The organism is Flavobacterium sp. Root186, assembly GCF_001428525.1.
Taxonomy (GTDB): Bacteria; Bacteroidota; Bacteroidia; order Flavobacteriales; family Flavobacteriaceae; genus Flavobacterium.
In genome coordinates this window covers 125,172-145,479 of sequence record NZ_LMHW01000010.1, presented here as the reverse complement: position 1 = coordinate 145,479, position 20,308 = coordinate 125,172, and the positions used below count along the sequence as shown (strand labels likewise).

Here is a 20,308-nt window from a genome sequence, read left to right as displayed (position 1 = left end):
AATTAAAATCTTTTTCATTCTTATTTATCATTATAGTTTAAAATAAGTTTAAGATTGTTTCCTCTTCTAATAAAATACTTTTCGAAATACTTATAAACAAAGTAACTTATTATAAGTGTTGATACAATAGACATGGCAATAATATAAAGTCCAGAAATGTTAAATCGTTTGGATATAATTTGAACAATTGCAAATACGATTGGATGTAGTAAATAAACTGAATAACTTGCTTCTCCTAAAAGGGATAACGGTTTTATAAATGAGCCTGCATCTCCACTTCCCCATCCTGTATAATGAAAAATCATTATGCCAAATGCACATATCCCTCTTAAATAGTCTAAATTAACTAGGCGTCTCATAAATTTCCCTTGTTTAAAACGATTAAAATAATAAAATTTTCTTTCGAATAGAAAAAGTCATAACTTTTAGCAGTTATTAAGCATCCCTTTACTTGTTTTGCAAATTATTTAGACGTTTCTCCATCCTCCATTAATAATCAAATACTTCATTATTCTCTCTTTAAAAAAATGCAAATTGTTATATATATATCTTTCTATATGGTATCTTATAGTTTTTCTCTGGTTCAATTATTTTCTCCAGACCTCGTGTCACTTTCAACTTTTCTTAGCTAGAAATCACCTTCTACAAATTAATGATATTCTTTTCACTAGTGATAAAGCTTCAAAAGTTTAATTCCGACTCTTGAAATATTAGTTCTTTCATCACTCAATTAGACTCTATTCGTCTAAAAATCAAGCCTATAGACTTTTATTTCTCTGTTATAAGTTTAAAAAAATATTAACTTAAACTGTAATCTAAACTATTATATCTAATCGCTATAATATACACTAAAATATTATTGAAGTTAATTTGAATCATTCAAATAAAACTCAGCAAGCTTCCAGTCAAACATAGTATCAATATCTATACTGTCTGTTTCATTCATTACATACTTTATCATTTTCTTAAATGATCCTATAGGTCCATTTCGTAATGATTGTATATTTATAATATATAAAGCCCCATTCAGCTCCCATACATCTGGGCAATCCTGCCTTCTTATAAAATCAGATTTCTTTGATTTTGCTAAAAATCCTTTTTCATTTTCTTCAAAAAGAACATAATATGGATTCGATTTAGTTTCTTTTACTGAGACTACCATATCAATATCATCAGTGTATAATTTAAGTGCTTCCTTAATATGTGCATGTGTTCTAAAAGGAGATGTTGGCTGCATTAAGACCAAGATATCTGCAGTATATCCTTTTTTTTCATAAAAATCTATTGCATGTAGTAAAACTTCATAAGTACCTGCATCATCTGTTGCCAGGAAGTCAGGGCGAAGAAAAGGAACTTTCAAACTTGTTGTATTCTCAACTACCTCTTTTATTTCTTCACTATCTGTAGTAACACAAATAATGGCATTTTCAAAAACACCTTGAGCTGCTTCAATTGAATAATTTATTAAAGGTTTGCCATTAAGAAGTTTAATGTTTTTTTTAGGCACACCTTTACTTCCGCCTCTTGCAGGAATTACAACTAACGGTTTCATTCTTTAAAATTTTATGTTTTTTACATCAATATGAGCTTTCTCAAAATCTTCATGTTTTCCAACATCTAACCAATATCCTGAAAACGGAAACGAAATTACTTTCTTTTTATTTCTTATCAGCTCCTCCATTAAATCCGTTGCATTAAAAAAAACATTTTCAGGAATAAACTTTAGCATTTCTTTTTTAATTAAATAAATACCGCCATTTGAATAATAAGTATAAATTGGTTTTTCTTTAAAACTTTTCACAACACCATTCTCGGTTTCTAAAACTGCATATGGCACATTTACCTGATATGGAATTGTTAGTACTGCCAAATCTGCATCTTCTTTTATAAACTCAAGAAAAAATTGTTCATAATCGATATTTGTAAGCAAATCTGAATTTGTTACCAAAACATAATCATGTTCAAAATTTTTTATCTGAGATACAGCTCCAATTGTTCCAAGAGGTTCATTTTCCCAAACGTATTCAATTTTAACATTTTTATCTTTTCCATCTCCAAAATGATCTTCAATTTTTTCTCCTAAATATTTAACAGAAACCCAAAAATCATCAATTCCAAATAAGGCTAATCTATCTAAATTGTGTTCCATAATGGCTTTACCTCCTACTTTTAAAAGCGGTTTAGGAAGAGAATCTGTTAAAGGCTGTAAACGTTGCCCACGGCCGCCAGCCATAATAACTGCATCAATAGGAAGATAAGATCTTATTTTTCTAAAATTTATAACATTAACTACCTTATGATTTTCATCTACTATAGGTACAACTCTAAAGTCACCTTCACGATATTCGATAATTTGTTTAAGATTGTTTTCTCCTTTTTTAATGTATCTTGGATTCGTTTGAATGATTTCATCAACATTACTTTCTATCGAAAATCCTTTAAGTAAACCACGTCTAACATCACCATCAGTTAATGCACCAATTAGTCTGTCTTCTTTGTCAACTACAAAAAGAATAGCATCTGGAGATAATTCATTAAATTTTAGTAGTGCCTGCTTAACTTTACTACCAGAAAGAATTAAGTGTTCTTTATATATTCTCATGAAATATTTTTACTATTTTAATAATGTTATCTGCAGCCTTATCTTTAAAGTATACATTATCGCCTTCAAATTTTCCTTTATTCATTGCTATATTAACAGCAGAAATAATTGATTCTTCTTTAAAATCACTATTTAAAATGTTATCACTTTGAACTCTTCCTTTTTGTCTATCACCAACATTCACAACATATTTGCCAAATGATGCTGCCTCCAAAATTCCGCTGGAAGTATTTCCTAATAAAATTTTTGCATAATACATTGCTGAGAAGTAATTTTGCTTTCCAAAGTTTTCAATTAACAAAAAGCGATCAGGCATTTCTTTTTTCAATTCTTGAATTAATTCTCTGTAAACAGAGCCTTGTGTATCTGCATTAGGCATTGTAATAATTACAAATGTTTCTTTGCAAATAGACAGTAATGCTTTCTTCATTTCATTAGCAAAATGAAAATTTTCTTTAATCGAAATTGTTTCTGGATGAAACGTAACTAAAATAAATTCCTCTTCTGGAATCGCATATTTTTTATAAAATTCATTTTTATCTATCGGACGAAAATCTTTAATGTCATTTAAACTTAAAGAACCAACGGAGTAAACTTCTTTTGATGAACCAATTAAATTAATAACTTTTTCTTTAAAAACATCGGTCGCAGTAAAATGAAGAGATGATGCTAAAGTAATTTGATGCCTATATATATTATCTATGGCGCCTAATGTAGTTTCTCCTCCATGAAAATGGGCAAATCGTATTCCAAAAACTATTCCCGCCTGAACGGCTGCGCTCATTTCAAAACGGTCTCCGAGACAAAAAACCAAATCATATTTATTTCTTTCCCAAAAATCTGCAAATTTTAAAATTGTAAGTCCATAAGATGTCACAATGGATTCTTCATCATCGTTAGATATCAATGCTGAAATAGTATGAACACAATTATATTTATCTACTTCTATTTCATTTAAAGTATATCCATGATTTTTGGATAAATGAGTTCCAAAAGCAATAATTTCTAATTCAAAAAAAGGATCGTCTTTTATTTTTTGAAGGAAGGGGAGATATATTCCATAATCAGCCCTTGAACTTGTTAATATTCCTATTTTCATTTTATATCTAAAAATGATAATTTGTCAAATTCATTTTTATTAGTGGTTAATTTTTTCCCAATAACATTTTCCCATTCCATAGGAGAAATTCCATCCCCAGGTCGCAATGTAATAATATCGTCATCAGTAATAATATGACCTTCTTTTAAATCTTTATTAATAAAAATACTCTTCCTCGCAATTGCTATATTTTTTGTTTCACTTTTACTTGCAATTTTTTCACCGTCTCCACTTATAGCTAATTCTATATTACGAATTCCTTTAACCATTTCTTTTAATTCATGAGGTTCTAATGAAGCCACATGATCAGGACCTGGCAAAGTTTTATCTAAGGTAAAATGTTTCTCTATAATTTTTGCTCCCATAGCTACTGCTGCAATAGGCACTTCTATGCCTAATGTATGGTCTGAATAGCCAATCGGTACCCCAAAATTTTTGCCAATAGTTAACATCGCTTTAAGATTAACATCTTCCATTGGAGTAGGGTATTCTGTATTACAATGAAGTATTGAAATTTTTTCTTTTTTTAATCCAAATTTCACTAATACATCTAAAGCTTGTTTGATTTCTATTTCAGAACACATACCAGTAGATAAAATAACAGGTTTACCACATAAAGCAATTGCTTTTAAATAAGGGTAATTAGTGATCTCTCCGCTTGGAATTTTAAAAAAATTAAGTCCTAATTTATTTAGATAGTTAATTCCTTCAACATCAAATGCGGTAGAGAAAAAATTAATGTTTTTTTCTCTACAATATGACATTAATTCTAAATGATTTTCGTGACTTAATTCTAAATTTTTTAACATGGTATATTGAGAGTCATCACCATCGTTAATATTAACACTTTGATATTCTGCTTTTTTTGCTGATTTACTAACCAAACTGTCAGCTTTAAATGTCTGAAATTTGACATAGTCTACACCAGCATCAACAGCCGCATCTATTAATTTTTTTGCAATATTAATATCTCCGTTATGATTTACACCAGCCTCAGCTATAATAATTACTTTACTCATATTTAGATTATTCTACCTGGATTCCCTACTACTTTTTTGCCGTCAGGTATATTCGAAATAACTACAGTGCCTGCTCCTATTATCACATCGTTTCCAATTACGACACCTTGTTTTATTACTGCATTTGCACCAATGAATGTATTTCTGCCAACATTTACATTTCCCGCTAAAACAGCACCCGGAGCTATATGCACTCCATCTTCTAAAATGCATTCATGTTCAATAATACACCCCGTATTCAAGATTACATTTTTTCCTATTTGAGCTAGAGCATTAACTACCACTCCCTTGTTAATAAAGCTTCCATTACCGACAATAGCACTTTTTGAAATTAGTGCCGTCTTATTAATAACTGTTTGAACTCTCTTTCCTTTACTTTCAATAAAACCTGCTACATTTTGTCTTAAATTATTATCTCCAATACCTATTACAAATGCAATGTTTTTATCAAATTCAATAAAATTTTGATTTTTTTCAAACCCTAAGTAAGGTAAATTAAAAGGATCATTATCGCTTTTTTCTTTTTCGAAATATCCAATTACCTCATAACCATTCTCTAAAAGAGTTTCTAGCACTACATAAGCATGACCAGAGTATCCTATAAGAATATTTTTTTTATCTGACACTGCTTGGTATATTTATAATGCGTTCCTCTAAGAATTCAGCATTAATTTGTTCGTCTCTTTGGCAATTTTTATACATCGGTAAACGATACATTAACTGCCAAATTGGTCTTGTCATAACACCTTTTACATTTGTTTCTTCTAAAAACAAATCTCTTTCATTTTTATTTGCCAACTCTATGCACATTAACCAATAATTCGCTTTAGTCTCAGGTGTTTCCGTTCTGAATTTGATACCTGATGACTGAAAAAAAGATTCATATTCTTTAGCTAATATCCTTTTATTTTCCAAAAAAGTATTTAATTGTTCTAATTGGGCACAAGCTAATGCTGCATTTAAATTTGGCATTCTAAAATTATAACCCATTTCATCATGCACATATTCATAAGGGTGAGGAATTTTGGCTGTTGTAGTTAGATATTTTCCTTTTTCACCTAATTTAAAATCATTTGTAACTATTGCGCCGCCGCCGCCACTGGTAACTATTTTATTTCCATTAAAAGAAAACGCTCCTAGTTTACCAAAACTACCTGTTGGTTTTCCTTTGTACTCGCTTCCTAATGATTCTGCAGCATCTTCTACTACTGGAATTTTCCAATCATTACAAACAGCAATTAATTCATCTAAGTGGACAGGAAATCCAAAAGTATGCATTGGGAGACATGCACTAATTTTTTTTTGAGTCTTTTTATTGTAACAACCATCCTCTCGTAATTCTCCAAACTCTTCTAAAAAAGTGGAGACAGCCTTCGGAGACAGTCCCATAGTATCCAAATCAACATCTAAAAAAACTGGTGTTGCATTTTGATATGCAATAGCATTTGCAGTAGCTACGAAAGTTAAAGCTTGTGTTAATACTTCATCTCCACTTTTGACCCCAATTAAACGGAGAGCTACCTGAATTGCTGCTGTACCATTTACAACTGCGACAGCTTTTTGTGTTTGAGTAATGTTTTGCATTGTCACTTCAAATTGATCAACATATGCACCAACAGAGGAAACAAAAGTAGAATCTATAGTCTCTATTAAATATTTTTTTTCATTACCTCCAAAATAAGGAACGTGGAGAGGTATGAAATTTTCTGTTTTATATTGCTCTTTTATAAAAGAAATTGTCGAATTAATAGCACTCATATTACATTTTTGAATCTAAATATTTACCTGTTTCTTTATGTCCAAAATTTGGGATCATGGCATGAAACATACTGACAATTTCTTCCTTCCCCCATCTTTTATCAGTTTTCATCCTTTTTATTTGAGCAGTAAAATTTTCCAATTTTAAATCATCAAAAATGGCCTCATTTTTAATAACTCCAAAATTTTCAAAACGATCCATATCCAAAGTTTCACTATCTGTAAAAAATTCTTCAAAATCTTTTTCTCCAGTAGTATCACTTTCTGTAAATAAACAGGGCCATTTTTTTTGTTTAATTAAATCTTCTACATTTTCTCTTGCCTCGGCTTCTGTTTTACACAAATGGGGCTTGTAACCTATTTCGTCTAAATATTTCACTGCAATATCAGCAAAAGAAATTAAATGAAGACTTTCACTTAACTTTGGAAAAAATACATCTCTATTTTCTCCAAAAATACATGACATTAAACAAAGTTCACCTGATTCTTTTGGTGTAACAAAATATCTTTTAATATCATTTGGAGCTACAATTGGTTGTTTTTTTATAATACGTTGATTAAAACCATGTAATAATGATCCATCTGAAAAAGCCACATTTGCAAAACGAGCTGTTGAAATTTTAATTTGCTGACTTTTACGCATCAGATACATTTCCATGATTCTCTTAGAAGCCCCCATCATGTTTACAGGATTCGCTGCTTTATCTGTTGAAACGCAAAAGTATTTCTTAGTGCCATTTTCGATTGATTGCTGTAAAGTTTTTTCTGTATTAAATACATTTACATCTATCATTCTCATTAATGTAAAAGGATCTTTTTCACTTCTAACATGTTTCAATGCAGATAGATTTAGTACATAATCATATTTTCCATCAGATTGGATAAAGGCATCATATTCTACAGATCCAATATCCAAGGCAAAAGTTTGAAAATCACCATCTATATAACCAAATGAACTTCTTAAGTCTCTAACCAGTTCAACCATATTGTTTTCACTTATATCAACAACATGCAACTTCAGAGGGTTTCTTTGGAAAATTTCTTTTGTAACAGCTTGTCCTATTGAACCTGCACCTCCAATAATTAAAAAACTAGATGTACTGATTATTTTCTTCAAGTCTTCTTCAAAATGCTTTATATCATTCTTAAAAATCTCACTCTTTCTTCCAATTAAATTAAGAATATCCATTATAATATTTTAAATATTGTTTTTTAAATTATTTACAATTTTTTTTACGAGCAAAAACATTATCATAAGGAAACCTGCTAAAAAACCTCCCAATATAATTCCTTTAACTTTTCCAAACCTCTCTTTTGCTAAAGGTAAAATTGGTCTATCAATAATTTGAATTAAAGGAGTTTCTCTTCTTAAAGTAACTTTTGCCATTTCACTTTGCTTAACAAGTTCTGTCAAAATTGCTGTATTAGCCTGAACATCAACCTGTCGTCTGGCAGAAGGCGCTCTTCGAACATTTAATGCTGGATTTAAATTAAATGTATTGTCTGTTGCGACTGCAACTCCTGTAATTGCTCCATTTAATTCACCACGAATAGAATCAGTTTGTCTTTCCAGGATATCCATATTTATTCTGGCTTTTTTACTTTTAGTATCAACGTAAAATTCGCCAACTTCTTTTGCTAAACTTTCGCAAAAATATTTAGCAAATAATTCATTAGTTGAAGAAACTTCCATTGTAACAATAGAAATCTTTTTATCCTTTTGATCAACAATTAATCCTTTAGATATATTTTCATAAATTGAACCTAAGATACTATCATGCAGCCTATTAAATCCTACTCGTTTTCCAGGTGAAAATTTAATGTTTTTCAACTTTTCACTTTTATTCCATGATTCTCTCCATTCATTATTTTCGATATACATCTCTGCTAAAGAAATAACTTTCCCATTTAAATTAACCGGAGATAGCAGTGTTTTTTCAATCATGGATCTTGATTTAAAGAGCTCAGTTAAATTGGCCCCAGAAAACATTCCTCCACCATTTCCTCCCAAATCTAAACCTAAAGTACTCGCTAGACCTATTGCTCCACCTAAGCCTCCCCCACTTTTTTCATCTTCCAATGCAAAAGAAAGTGAAGCTGTATATTTAGGCTTTTTCATTATGGAATAAGTGACTCCCAGGAAAGCTCCAACTATACCTGCTAATACAATTATTTTCCATTGTGAAAACAAGTAATTATACCATTGTCCTACTTTTAATATTAAATCTCTTAACGATATTTCGTCACTTTTAATATCTGTTCTATCCATTATTATAATCTATTTAAAAGCTGTAACAATTAGTAATGCTAAACTGGTAATGACGCTTCCTATGCTAACCCATTCACCTGTACTCATTTTCTTTGTTTCAGGTTTTTCAGGAACAACAATTTGCGAATCAGGCTCAACGGAAGGATATGAACGAAAGAATAAAAATGATTTTGTAACATCAGCTTTTCCATTAGGATATATTATATAAGCTTTTCTTTTCCAGCCTTTATTGTTCACTCCTCCTACCGCATTTATATAATATTTAAATCCTTTTCCTCTTCTATACGGAATTTCTGATGTTAACAACACATTTCCTGCTACCTTTACGCCTTCATTATAAACAGCAACTTCAATTTCATCGCCTGGAAATAAAGTAACATTTGAATAATGATTTTTATTTTTTTCTATTTTTTCCCAGTTAATAGGAATAGTAGCGTATTTTTTATCTACTAATTTCTCTTTTAAAGAATCGTTCTTAGATAAATTTAGATCAATATCCTCTAACTTCTCTATCTCCTCTTTTTTAATAGGTCTTTTTATCTTCATTCCTTCAATGTTTGAAATAGAAGTTAAACCTCCGGCTCTCATAACTATATCATAAACCTTTTCTTTTTTGTTTGCTAAAACATATTTACCCGGATAAGTTACTGCTCCTGAAATAGTCACCATCTGAGGTTTTTCATAAACTGCTATCCTACGAATATTAATAACATCGAAAGGTTTTAAAATGAAGTTTTTAGCCTGTTCATTATTATCTGATGAAATTTCAAGTTGCATCAATTCAATACGTTTTGGATCACTATCATTAATGACGTCTGACTTAACCATTCTTGCAATTTCTACTCGTTTAGATGCAGATCCTGTTAATCCACCTACTTGAACTATTAAATCATTTAGGGTTAGATTCTCAACATATTCATAGACACCGGGCTGTTTAATTTCACCATCAATAGTGACCTTATACTCTTCTCTAAAATCTAAAATAGAGTAAACTGTAATTATATCTTCTCTTTTTAGTTCAATGTCTGCATTGACGTCTCCCGTTAATGCCGCACTTAGATCAACATTTACAATCTCTGAAGTTAAGTCTGATTTTAAGCGGATTACCCTTGCTCTCTTACTGTAGGCATCTTCTTTAAGCCCTTCAGCTCTTGCAACAAGATCAGAAATTCTCATTCCTTCGGTAAAAGAATAATAATCTGGTCTAAAAACTGCTCCTTCAATTTTAATACGATTCTCAAATCTGTTTAAAATTTTTGTAACTCTAAAAACGTCTCCTGATTGTGGAATGTAAGTACTAAAATCACTTTCATTAATATCCTGAACTTTAAATTCTTTTCCTGTTTTCTGCACAACACTAACAGATGCCGTATATGCCAACTCATTAAATCCAGATGCAAAATTTAATAAATCAGAAAAAGTTTCTCCCTTTTTCATCTCAAAAATCCCTGGGCGCTTAACTTCACCCTCAACTTTAACTCTTTGATTATATGCAGGAATTCGTACAACATCATTGTCTTTTAAATTAACATTATCAGACTGGTCACCTTTTACTAAGAATCTATAAATATCAATATTTCTAAATACTTTATTATTTCTAATAAGTTCGATATTTCTATAACTTCCATTTTTGCCTGGTCCTCCTGCTAAATGAAGAGCGTTATATACAGTTGCTAAAGACGATATAGAGTAATTTCCTGGCTGTTTCCCTCCAACTACAGTTATTTTAATAGTTCGTATCTGACCAAGAGTAACACTAACTTGGGATTGTCCTGAACGTACTGTACTATATACATTAGAAATTGCTGATTTAATTTTTTGAGTAGCCGCTTCAATTGGCATTCCTGCTACTGAAATTTGCCCTACATATTGTATGCTTATTTTACCTTCAGCACTAACAGGAATGTTAGCATTATATTCTTGAACCCCATATATACTAATTTGAAGTTCGTCTCCAGGGCCTAATATATAATTAAGAGGAGTTGCTAGTTTCAAATTAGGTTCAAAATTTAAATTTGGATTATCAAAAAGTTCCGAACCAAAAATTATAGCGTTTGCCGAATCTTTGACTTTATTATTAATTATCTTTTCCTGGTTTCTTCCAGATTCAACTTTATTTGCATTATTACTTGTTGAACTACTTGACATATTATTAAGCTTGCTTTTGAGTTTGTCAAATTCTTCCTGGCTCATACCTTTAGATAAAGCCATAGGTTCAACCTGGTCAATAGTCATATTATTACTCTTTAATTGTCCACTAATTTCAGCTAGTTGATCCTGAGATAAATAATCAACTTTTATTGTACTTAAATCTTTGGACTTTAATATATCTTGAGCATGAGCATTGAAAGATATTATTGAAACTAATAATAAAATAAGAACGTATACTCTATTTTTCATATATTTAAAATTTGACCTTAGGTCTTGGATAAATAAAATTATTGCTTTTTTTTAAGAATATTGTTTTTGATAGTAATCTTTATAAGAACCCGATGTCACATTTTGAAGCCAATCTTCATTGCTTAAATACCAATTAATAGTTTTCTCTAAGCCTTCCTCAAAGGTAACAGATGGTTTCCAGCCTAAATCCCTATTAATTTTTGTAGCATCAATTGCATATCTCAAATCGTGACCAGGTCTGTCCTTAACATAAGTGATTAATTCCTGTGAAGAGCCTATTGTTCTACCTAACTTTTTATCCATTAGATTACATAAAAGTTTAACTAAATCAATATTTTTCCATTCATTAAAACCACCAATGTTATAAGTTTCGTGATTTTTACCTGCATGAAAAACCAAATCTATTGCAATTGCATGATCTTCAACGAATAACCAGTCACGAGTATAATTTCCATCACCATAAACCGGCAGTGGCTTATTATTAATAATATTATTTATAAAAAGGGGAATTAACTTTTCAGGAAAATGATAAGATCCATAGTTATTAGAACAATTTGTTAAGACATATGGTAATCCGTATGTTTCTCCATATGCTCTAACAAAATGATCAGAACTAGCTTTTGAAGCAGAATAAGGCGAATTTGGATCATAAGCAGTAGTTTCAGTAAAAAGACCTTCTGCCCCTAGAGATCCGTAAACTTCATCAGTACTTATATGGTAGAATCTTTTTCCTTCATAATTTCCTTTCCATTGATTTTTTGCTGCATTTAACAAATTCATTGTACCAATTACATTAGTCTTTACAAAAGCCAAAGGATCTTCAATAGATCGATCTACATGTGACTCTGCAGCTAAATGTAAAACACCATCAAAATTGTGCTTTGAAAAAAGATCATTAATAAAACTTTCATCAACAACATCTCCTTTTACAAACTTATAATTTGATTTATCCTCAATATCTTTTATGTTTTCAAGATTTCCTGCATAAGTTAAAGCGTCCAAATTAAAGATTTGATAATTCGGATATTTATTCACGAAACGTCTTATTACATGAGAACCAATAAAACCAGCTCCGCCAGTTATAAGAATTTTTTTCATTTTGAATTAATTTAATAGATCTGAATTTTGTTTTTCTAATTCGCTATATATATCTTTTACATCCTGCGAACTTTCTTTCTGTAAAATTAAATTTGCGGTATTAGTATGTACAAATATAGTATTTTGTAATCCTAAAAAAGTTGTATGCTTATCACATCCAATAACCATGTTTCCATTTTTATCTACCGGATGTCCTTTTGTTATTAAATATTGATATACAGACTCAAATGATCCGAGATCTGACCATGAAAATGATGCTGGTACAACTTTTATTTTTTTACTGCGCTCCATTACAGCATAGTCAATACTAATTGATGGAATCTCTAAAGATAAAGCTAAATCGAGGAAACCTTCTTTATGAGCTTCCCATACAGCTTTAGATTTTTCATAAACATCTGGCTGAAACTGTTTCAATTCATCTAACAGCACTCCTGCTTTAAAACAAAACATACCGCTATTCCATAAAAAATTACCTCTTGCTATAAATTCTTTTGCAGTAGTCTCATTTGGTTTTTCTCTAAATGACAGCACTTTATCTCCTTTTGATTCGATATACCCATAGCCAGTTTCTGGCTTAGTTGGAATAATTCCAAATGTTACAATAAAACCGTCTTGAGCTTTCAAAACTGCCTCCTGAATAGCATTATTGTAATCATCCATCTTGTCTATAATGTGATCTGATGGGGTTATAATTAAGATATCTTCTGGATTTGAAGCAAATGCAGCAAAAGCAATAGCAGCTGCCGTATTTCTCGGTGTCGCTTCTACAATATTTACGTATTCTGTTTTGGTTTTATCCATAACCTTTCCGCTTAAATGATGATTATCGACATTTCCAACTACCATTACTTTATCTGCTAAATGACTATTACGATCAACCGTCATCTCAAATAAAGATTTGTTTTCAAAAATTTCTAAATATTGCTTTGGCTGGCTTTTACGAGAAAGAGGCCATAATCTGCTTCCTACTCCACCTGTTAAAATTACATGTATAATTGAATTATTTTTTTCCATTTTTTTTAATTAAACAAGAAGTTAAAGTATCTATAGCCTATTATCTGCTAGTGAACCTAAAACTCCTTTTACATCATATAATAAACTGCTCTCTTTTCGCAATTCAGAAAAATTTAATTTTAAAAATTCATTATGCGCTACACCTAAAACTATAGCATCAAATTTTTCTGCTGGCAAAGAATTTTTAGTATCTAATTTATATTCTTTTTTGACCTCTTCGACACTCGCTAAGGGATCAAATATTGTAACTACTATTCCGTATTCTTTTAATGCTTTTACAACATCTACTATTTTGGTATTTCTAACATCCGGACAGTTTTCTTTAAAAGTAATTCCTAACATTAAGAGGTGTGCTCCATTAACTGAAACACCTTTCTTTATCATTAATTTTACAATTTGTGAAGCAACATATTCCCCCATACTGTCATTTAAACGTCGTCCTGCCAAAATTATTTCAGGATGATACCCAAATTCTTGTGCTCTCTGAGCTAAATAATAAGGATCTACTCCAATGCAATGACCTCCTACAAGACCTGGTTTAAATGGTAAAAAATTCCATTTCGTTCCCGCTGCCTTTAAAACTTCCTGGGTATCAATATTCATCAAATTAAATATTTTTGCCAGCTCATTCACGAATGCAATATTGATATCTCTTTGAGAATTCTCAATGACTTTTGCTGCTTCGGCTACTTTGATTGATGGGGCTAAATGTGTTCCAGCAACAATCACCGATTTATATAATGAATCTACTTTTAACCCTATTTCTGGAGTTGAACCAGAAGTTACCTTTAAAATTTTTTCGACAGTATGTTCTTTATCTCCTGGATTTATTCTTTCTGGAGAATAGCCTACAAAAAAATCTTTATTAAATTTAAATCCTGAAATTTTTTCTAAAACCGGAACACATTGTTCTTCTGTAACACCTGGATAAACTGTTGATTCGTAAATTACAATATCATCTTTTTTTAATACTTTACCAACTGATTCACTTGACTTATACAAAGGTGTAAGATCTGGGCGATTATTTTTATCAACTGGTGTTGGCACTGTAATTATAAAATAATTACACTTTGCAATATCATCAAGAGAACTTGTGCAATACAACCCAATTTCAGTATCAACATTATCGACTAATACTTTTTGTAAGGTAGTAGAATCTATCTCCAGCGTAGTATCTATACCAGAATTCAGACTTTCAATTCTTGATTTGTTTATATCGAAACCTACAACTGCATATTTAGTGGCAAATAATCTGGCTAAAGGCAAGCCAACATAACCTAAACCTATAACAGCTATTTTTATGTTTTTTTCCAATTTTACTCCTTATTTATAAGTTTTCAGTCATTAAAATTCACGGCTTCGCCCTTCTGAGTCACAAAAAATGAGACCAGACTGCACAAAATTATTTTCGGCAAATATAAGATAAAAGTCAACTTATATACTATAGTTTTTTGTAATACTTTAGTAAAACAAAGAATTACAGCCATTTCAAACACTAATACCCTAACAATCAATATGTAATAAAATATTTACAAAAAGAAACAGAAAATAAAACTCATGAATGAAATTTTATTTTCTGCATATTTAAGGAAGACAATATAAAGGTTAATCCAGACGAAATAGGATGATATGATTTTTATTTGTATTTAATTTTCAATATGCATCCCAAAGACTCAAGAACAAAAATATAATGTGTATTAGAAACTTCCTGAACAATTGCACTTTGATTATTAAAAACGCCAGATTCTAATTTTATTTTGTCACCAACATGAAATGGCAAAACAGAAGCATCGGCAATATTAGGAGATTTGAGGCTGTTCTTTATTATATTTATTTCTTCATCACGAACAACTGCTGGCTTTCCTAACCAAAATAAATATCTCACAACCCCGGCTATCTCAAATACAGAATTCCTTTCACTATCTGGCAATTGCACAAAAACATAAGAATTAAAGAGCGGCATTTCAATTTTTTTTTTTCTATCTGACCATTGCTTTATTTTAATTATTAATGGACAATAGCAGTCTATTCCCATTTCGGTAAGGCGTTCAGCTACTTTTTTTTCCCATTTCGGTTTTGTATAAATAACGTACCAATTCATAATTTGCATTTATTATTGAAAATAAATCTTAAAACCAATCCCCTTCTTCTCACTTCATCTTAAACTTTATCTCAATAGGACATTTTCTTTAAGAACCTATTCCTTTATAAACAAACCCGATTGATTCTAACTTTTTAGCATCTAGTATATTTCTTCCATCAAAAACAAATGCGGGCTTGTGCATTGATTGATAAATTTTTTGCCAATCATAAGTTGTAAATTCGTCCCATTCAGTTAATACTGCAATAGCATGTGAACCTTTGCAAGCATCATAAGCATCATTAAATATTATTAAAGAATTAGTATTTTCGTCAGAAGTTCTAGTTCCTAAATAATCTAAATCACTTAGCATTTTATTTCTTGATACTTTCGGATCATATACAGAAATTTTTGCCTGTTCATTTATTAAATCATCTGCTACATAAATTGCCGCAGATTCACGAGTATCATTTGTATCTTTTTTGAAAGCCCAGCCTAAAAAAGTAATTTTTTTATCGGCAACAGTATTATATAAAGTCTGAACAATTTTATTTGAAAATCTTCTTTTTTGATGGTCATTCATAATTATAACCTGTTCCCAGTAATCTGCCACTTCATTTAAACCATAAGTCTTAGCAATATAAACCAGATTTAAAATATCTTTTTGAAAACAAGATCCTCCGAAACCTACAGAAGCTTTTAAAAACTTAGGACCAATTCTGCTATCCATACCAATTGCTTTCGCAACTTCATTTACATCTGCTCCCGTTTTTTCACACAGTTCAGACATTGCATTGATAGATGAAATACGTTGTGCTAAAAATGCATTAGCCGTTAATTTAGACAATTCTGATGACCAAACATTTGTTGTTAGAATCTTATCTCTACTTACCCAATTTGCATAAACGTTTACTAAAGCATTAATTGCGGTCTCTCCTTCTGGAGTTGTATCTCCACCAATTAAAATTCGGTCTGGATTTAATAGATCTGTAACTGCCGTTCCTTCAGCTAAAAATTCTGGATTTGATAAAATTTGAAATTGTACGCCATTACCTGTATTATCTAATATACTTTTTATAGCTTCGGCGGTTCGAACTGGTAAAGTAGATTTTTCAACTACAATTTTATTCTGCTTTGCAACTTTTGCAATTTGCCTGGCACATAACTCAATATACTTTAAATCAGCCGCCATACCTTTTCCTTTACCATAAGTTTTGGTTGGGGTATTAACCGAAATAAAGATAATCTGCGCCTCGTCAATTGCTTTTTCTACTTCTGTTGAAAAAAACAAATTTCTTCCTCTTGCTTCTGCTACAATTTCCGATAGACCAGGCTCATAAATAGGAATATTATCAGTATTTGGATCATTCCAATCCTTAATTCTTTGTTCATTCAAATCTACAACTGTAACTTGAATATGTGGACATTTTTGAGCAATTACCGCCATTGTAGGACCTCCAACATAACCAGCTCCTATGCAGCAAATTTTTGTAATTTCCATTTACTATATTATTATCTTTTATTTATTTCAAATTATTCCAATACCAGCTTACAGCTTCTTTCAATCCTTCCTGAAGAGAATATTTAGGATTATATCCTAAAAGACTTTTTGCTTTATCAATACTTGCTAATGAATGTGGAATATCTCCCGCTCTATTTACACCATATATAATCTCTACATCAGCAATTTTTGGATCAAATTCTGACAAATACACTTTTAAATATTTAACCAAATCATTTAACGTGTTTCGATCTCCGAAAGCAGTATTATAAACTATATTAATAGCCGCTTGATCATGAGTATTAATTGCCAAATCATTCATCTGAATTACATTATCGATATAAGTAAAATCTCTAGAATAATTTCCATCGCCATTAATGACAGGACTTTCTAAACTCATTAATTGTTTAACAAATTTTGGAATTACTGCCGCATAAGCTCCATCCGGATCTTGTTTTCTTCCAAAAACATTAAAATAGCGCAATCCAATTGTTTCTAATCCATACGTTTTGCTGAAGATTTCAGCATATAACTCGTTTACATATTTAGTTATTGCATAAGGAGATAATGGTTTTCCAATTACATCTTCTACTTTTGGTAATCCTTCAGAATCTCCATAAGTAGACGAACTAGCCGCATATACAAAACGTTTTACTTTTGCATCCTTAGAAGCAACTAACATGTTTAAAAAACCTGAAACATTTACTTCATTAGTTGTTATTGGATCATTTATTGATCTTGGTACAGATCCTAACGCAGCCTGATGCAGAACATAGTCAACACCTTCAACTGCCAAAATACAATCTTCGATATTTCTTATATCGCCTTCAATTAATTTAAAGTTTGGATTTTCCATAACATCCTTCAAATTGTGACGATGGCCAGTAGAAAAATTATCTAAACAAACTACTTTATGACCTAATCCCAGAAAATATTCTGATAGATTTGAACCTATAAAACCTGCTCCACCAGTAATTAGTATTGTATTTTGATTTGAAATTTCCATTTGTTTAAAATTATCTTTTTCTAAATTTACCAGAAATTAAACTCCAAAGTCCACTTTGTTTCTCTTCTTCATGATATCCATTTGAATAAGCTCCATAACCATAGCCATATCCATAAGTAGCTCCATACTTTGCTTTATTTTCAAAGCCATTAAAAACGATACTTGTGTTGTTTAATTCTCCTCTTCTAACTTTATTATTCAGCAACGTTATCATATCTTTTTTAGTATAATTCTGCCTTACAATATATAAAGTAACATCAGCATATTGAACAAGTTCTGAGGCATCTGAAACTAAACCAACTGGTGGTGTATCGAGAATTATATAATCGTATTTTTGTTTTAATTCATCTATCAATTCTTTCATTGCATCGCTTAGAATTAATTCAGATGGATTTGGAGGAATTGGCCCGGAAAGTATTACATCAAGATTAGCAATTTGTGTTGAATTTGTAATTTCATCCAAACTGTTCTGCTTAATTAAATAATTAACAACCCCTAATTGTTTATTTGTTAAAGAAAATTCATCTGCTAATCTTGGTTTTCTCAAATCCAAACCAACGATAACTGTTTTCTTTTCACTTAAAGCAAAAACTGTGGCAATATTAATAGAACAAAATGTCTTTCCTTCACCACTTATAGATGAAGTAATCATTAAAGTTTTTGAACCATGAAGCTGTTGTCTTTTATATAAAAATTGCAATGAAGAGCGTATACCTCTAAAAGCCTCTGAAAGAGCAGACTTTGGCTTCTCAAAAACAGCTAAACTTACTGCATCTTTATTAACACCTATTACTCCAATTATTGGCATTTCGGTCAATTTACTAATGTCTTCAGTGTTTTGAATTGAATTATTGATAAAGAAAATTGCAATTACAAACATAAGAGGAATTAAAATCCCTAAAAACAATGCCAAGATATAATTTGCAGAAGTTTTTGGCCCTATTAATCCTCCGCCAATATCTTTTGCAGAATCAATAAAATGAATATCCGACAGATTTGAAGCTTTTACAATTTCTGCTTCATTTCGTTTTTGAAGAAACTCTGTATAAATATTATCATTTAAATCGTACTTCCTTTGAATTTTTAATAATTCTTGCTGTTCTTCCGGCAATTTTTTAACAGTACTTTCAGCTTGACCAATCTTTGCATTTACCAAAGATAAATCATACAATAATGAAGCCTTAGCTGAAATTATGTTTTCTAATAAAACACTTTTTACAGCCTGCATTTGATTATCGAAGTCTTTAAAAATCTTATCGCTTTTTACGGCATATGCCATCTCTGATCTTTGTGCCGAAAGAGCAATAAGTTTTGAAACATTTGCAACAATATTGGGGTCTTCTATGCCGGCAACAGAAGGTGCAGGTAATCTTGAATAATCGACACTATTATTTAAATAAGATCTTAAAGAATTATAATAGGCAATTTTTCGTGTTACCTGATCTTTTTCAACATCAAAGTTCATTATTTTATCTGAAAACTTAGCGCCACCTCCTTCAATTTCATAAATATTTTTACCTTTTCTAAAAGTTTTCAATTCATTCCCAGTTTGTTTCAACTGTGCTTCCATAGCAACAAGTGTACTATCAATGAATCTTATTGTATTGGTTGCAAACTGGTTTTTGCCATCTAATTGAATTTTTATCAACATTTTTACTGTTGCGTTTAAATATTCAACCATTCTGGCTTTATTGGTTCCCTGCATTCCTAAAGTCAGAAGTGAACCTCCATTTTTATCACTATCTACACTTATTCCTCTATAACGAGAAACCGTTCCATTAAAATCATTGAATTTTACAAAATATTCTTTTCCTTTATAAAATCCCGGATTATCATTAATTTGTAATTTCCAATTTAAAAAAGGCAGAGAAACTTGCTCACCAACTTTATATTTTTTAATAAAGGTTACAGGCTGTACAGAAGTATTACTATAAGCATTAGTAGCATAAGTAATTAACGAAACTGAATTACTTTCGAATGGTATTTGAATTTGATATTCATTTTCACTTAAAAACTTGATATTGATTAAAACATTTGCAAGCTGTCCTTTTGTTTTATCTATATCAACATAAAAAGGGACTGCTCCGTAGGAATCAATTAAATTGTATTTTCCTTGTTCAAGATAATCAATATAGTACTGTAACTTATCAACAACCAACTCATTATGTGACCTTGATTGCAATATTGTAGAAATTCCATTAACTTGATCTGAAATTCCGCCCCAATTAAAAACCAAACTTGTGTTAGATGTAAAAAACGGATTACTTTCTTCTTTAATAGAGATCATGGTCTGCATTCCGTAAATTTTCTCTTTTCGAATATTTACTTGATATGCAATTGTAAAAGCAATAATCAAACTTACCAAAAACCATTTCCAATAACTTAAGATTTTTAACAAAAATCCCTTAAAATCAAAATTTGAATGATTCTCAAAAATGGAAAAATCTTTTATATCTAACATT

At 30.6% G+C, this 20,308-nt stretch carries 17 protein-coding genes; all 17 read right to left on the bottom strand.

Annotation, left to right across the window (positions count from 1 at the left end; all coding sequences use genetic code 11):
- Window positions 1-20: 20 nt before the first annotated feature.
- Window positions 21-359: an acyltransferase gene (locus tag ASD98_RS04270; RefSeq protein ID WP_128414781.1), complete on the bottom strand. Its 339-nt coding sequence runs from the start codon at window positions 357-359 to the stop codon at window positions 21-23.
- Window positions 360-865: 506 nt separating this feature from the next.
- Window positions 866-1,552: a cytidylyltransferase domain-containing protein gene (locus ASD98_RS04265; RefSeq protein ID WP_056200641.1), complete on the bottom strand. Its 687-nt coding sequence runs from the start codon at window positions 1,550-1,552 to the stop codon at window positions 866-868.
- A gap of 3 nt (window positions 1,553-1,555) precedes the next feature.
- Window positions 1,556-2,602 carry a nucleotidyltransferase family protein gene (locus ASD98_RS04260; RefSeq protein ID WP_056200632.1) on the bottom strand — a complete coding sequence of 349 codons (1,047 nt, stop codon included), beginning with the start codon at window positions 2,600-2,602 and terminating at the stop codon, window positions 1,556-1,558.
- Window positions 2,589-3,701 (bottom strand): UDP-N-acetylglucosamine 2-epimerase, encoded by a 1,113-nt coding sequence (neuC, locus tag ASD98_RS04255; protein WP_056200629.1) that lies wholly within the window; start codon window positions 3,699-3,701, stop codon window positions 2,589-2,591. Before neuC ends, ASD98_RS04260 begins: the two co-directional genes overlap by 14 nt.
- Window positions 3,698-4,720, bottom strand: a complete 1,023-nt coding sequence (gene neuB / locus ASD98_RS04250; RefSeq protein ID WP_056200627.1) for an N-acetylneuraminate synthase — start codon at window positions 4,718-4,720, stop codon at window positions 3,698-3,700. Before neuB ends, neuC begins: the two co-directional genes overlap by 4 nt.
- Before the next feature lie 2 nt (window positions 4,721-4,722).
- Window positions 4,723-5,346 (bottom strand): acetyltransferase, encoded by a 624-nt coding sequence (locus tag ASD98_RS04245; protein WP_056200625.1) that lies wholly within the window; start codon window positions 5,344-5,346, stop codon window positions 4,723-4,725.
- On the bottom strand, window positions 5,336-6,478 hold the full coding sequence (locus ASD98_RS04240) for a LegC family aminotransferase (RefSeq protein ID WP_056200621.1): 1,143 nt from the start codon (window positions 6,476-6,478) through the stop codon (window positions 5,336-5,338). Before ASD98_RS04240 ends, ASD98_RS04245 begins: the two co-directional genes overlap by 11 nt.
- A gap of 1 nt (window position 6,479) precedes the next feature.
- Entirely contained in the window at window positions 6,480-7,667 is a 1,188-nt protein-coding gene (locus ASD98_RS04235; RefSeq protein WP_056200619.1) for a UDP-N-acetylglucosamine 4,6-dehydratase, read from the bottom strand.
- Between the two features lie 9 nt (window positions 7,668-7,676).
- Window positions 7,677-8,747, bottom strand: coding sequence for a Wzz/FepE/Etk N-terminal domain-containing protein (locus tag ASD98_RS04230; RefSeq protein ID WP_056200616.1), 1,071 nt, complete (start codon window positions 8,745-8,747; stop codon window positions 7,677-7,679).
- A gap of 9 nt (window positions 8,748-8,756) precedes the next feature.
- Entirely contained in the window at window positions 8,757-11,147 is a 2,391-nt protein-coding gene (locus tag ASD98_RS04225; RefSeq protein WP_056200613.1) for an SLBB domain-containing protein, read from the bottom strand.
- Window positions 11,148-11,198: 51 nt separating this feature from the next.
- Window positions 11,199-12,245: a dTDP-glucose 4,6-dehydratase gene (gene rfbB, locus ASD98_RS04220; protein WP_056200608.1), complete on the bottom strand. Its 1,047-nt coding sequence runs from the start codon at window positions 12,243-12,245 to the stop codon at window positions 11,199-11,201.
- 6 nt (window positions 12,246-12,251) lie between these two features.
- Window positions 12,252-13,259 (bottom strand): mannose-1-phosphate guanylyltransferase, encoded by a 1,008-nt coding sequence (locus ASD98_RS04215; protein ID WP_056200605.1) that lies wholly within the window; start codon window positions 13,257-13,259, stop codon window positions 12,252-12,254.
- A 30-nt stretch (window positions 13,260-13,289) separates the two neighbouring features.
- Window positions 13,290-14,573, bottom strand: coding sequence for a nucleotide sugar dehydrogenase (locus ASD98_RS04210; RefSeq protein WP_056200602.1), 1,284 nt, complete (start codon window positions 14,571-14,573; stop codon window positions 13,290-13,292).
- 322 nt (window positions 14,574-14,895) lie between these two features.
- Entirely contained in the window at window positions 14,896-15,360 is a 465-nt protein-coding gene (locus ASD98_RS04205; RefSeq protein ID WP_056200599.1) for a UpxY family transcription antiterminator, read from the bottom strand.
- Window positions 15,361-15,448: 88 nt separating this feature from the next.
- Window positions 15,449-16,840: a UDP-glucose 6-dehydrogenase gene (locus tag ASD98_RS04200; RefSeq protein ID WP_056200596.1), complete on the bottom strand. Its 1,392-nt coding sequence runs from the start codon at window positions 16,838-16,840 to the stop codon at window positions 15,449-15,451.
- Between the two features lie 22 nt (window positions 16,841-16,862).
- Window positions 16,863-17,846: an SDR family oxidoreductase gene (locus tag ASD98_RS04195; protein ID WP_056200593.1), complete on the bottom strand. Its 984-nt coding sequence runs from the start codon at window positions 17,844-17,846 to the stop codon at window positions 16,863-16,865.
- Between the two features lie 10 nt (window positions 17,847-17,856).
- Window positions 17,857-20,307 carry a polysaccharide biosynthesis tyrosine autokinase gene (locus ASD98_RS04190; RefSeq protein WP_056200590.1) on the bottom strand — a complete coding sequence of 817 codons (2,451 nt, stop codon included), beginning with the start codon at window positions 20,305-20,307 and terminating at the stop codon, window positions 17,857-17,859.
- Between the last annotated feature and the right edge of the window lies 1 nt (window position 20,308).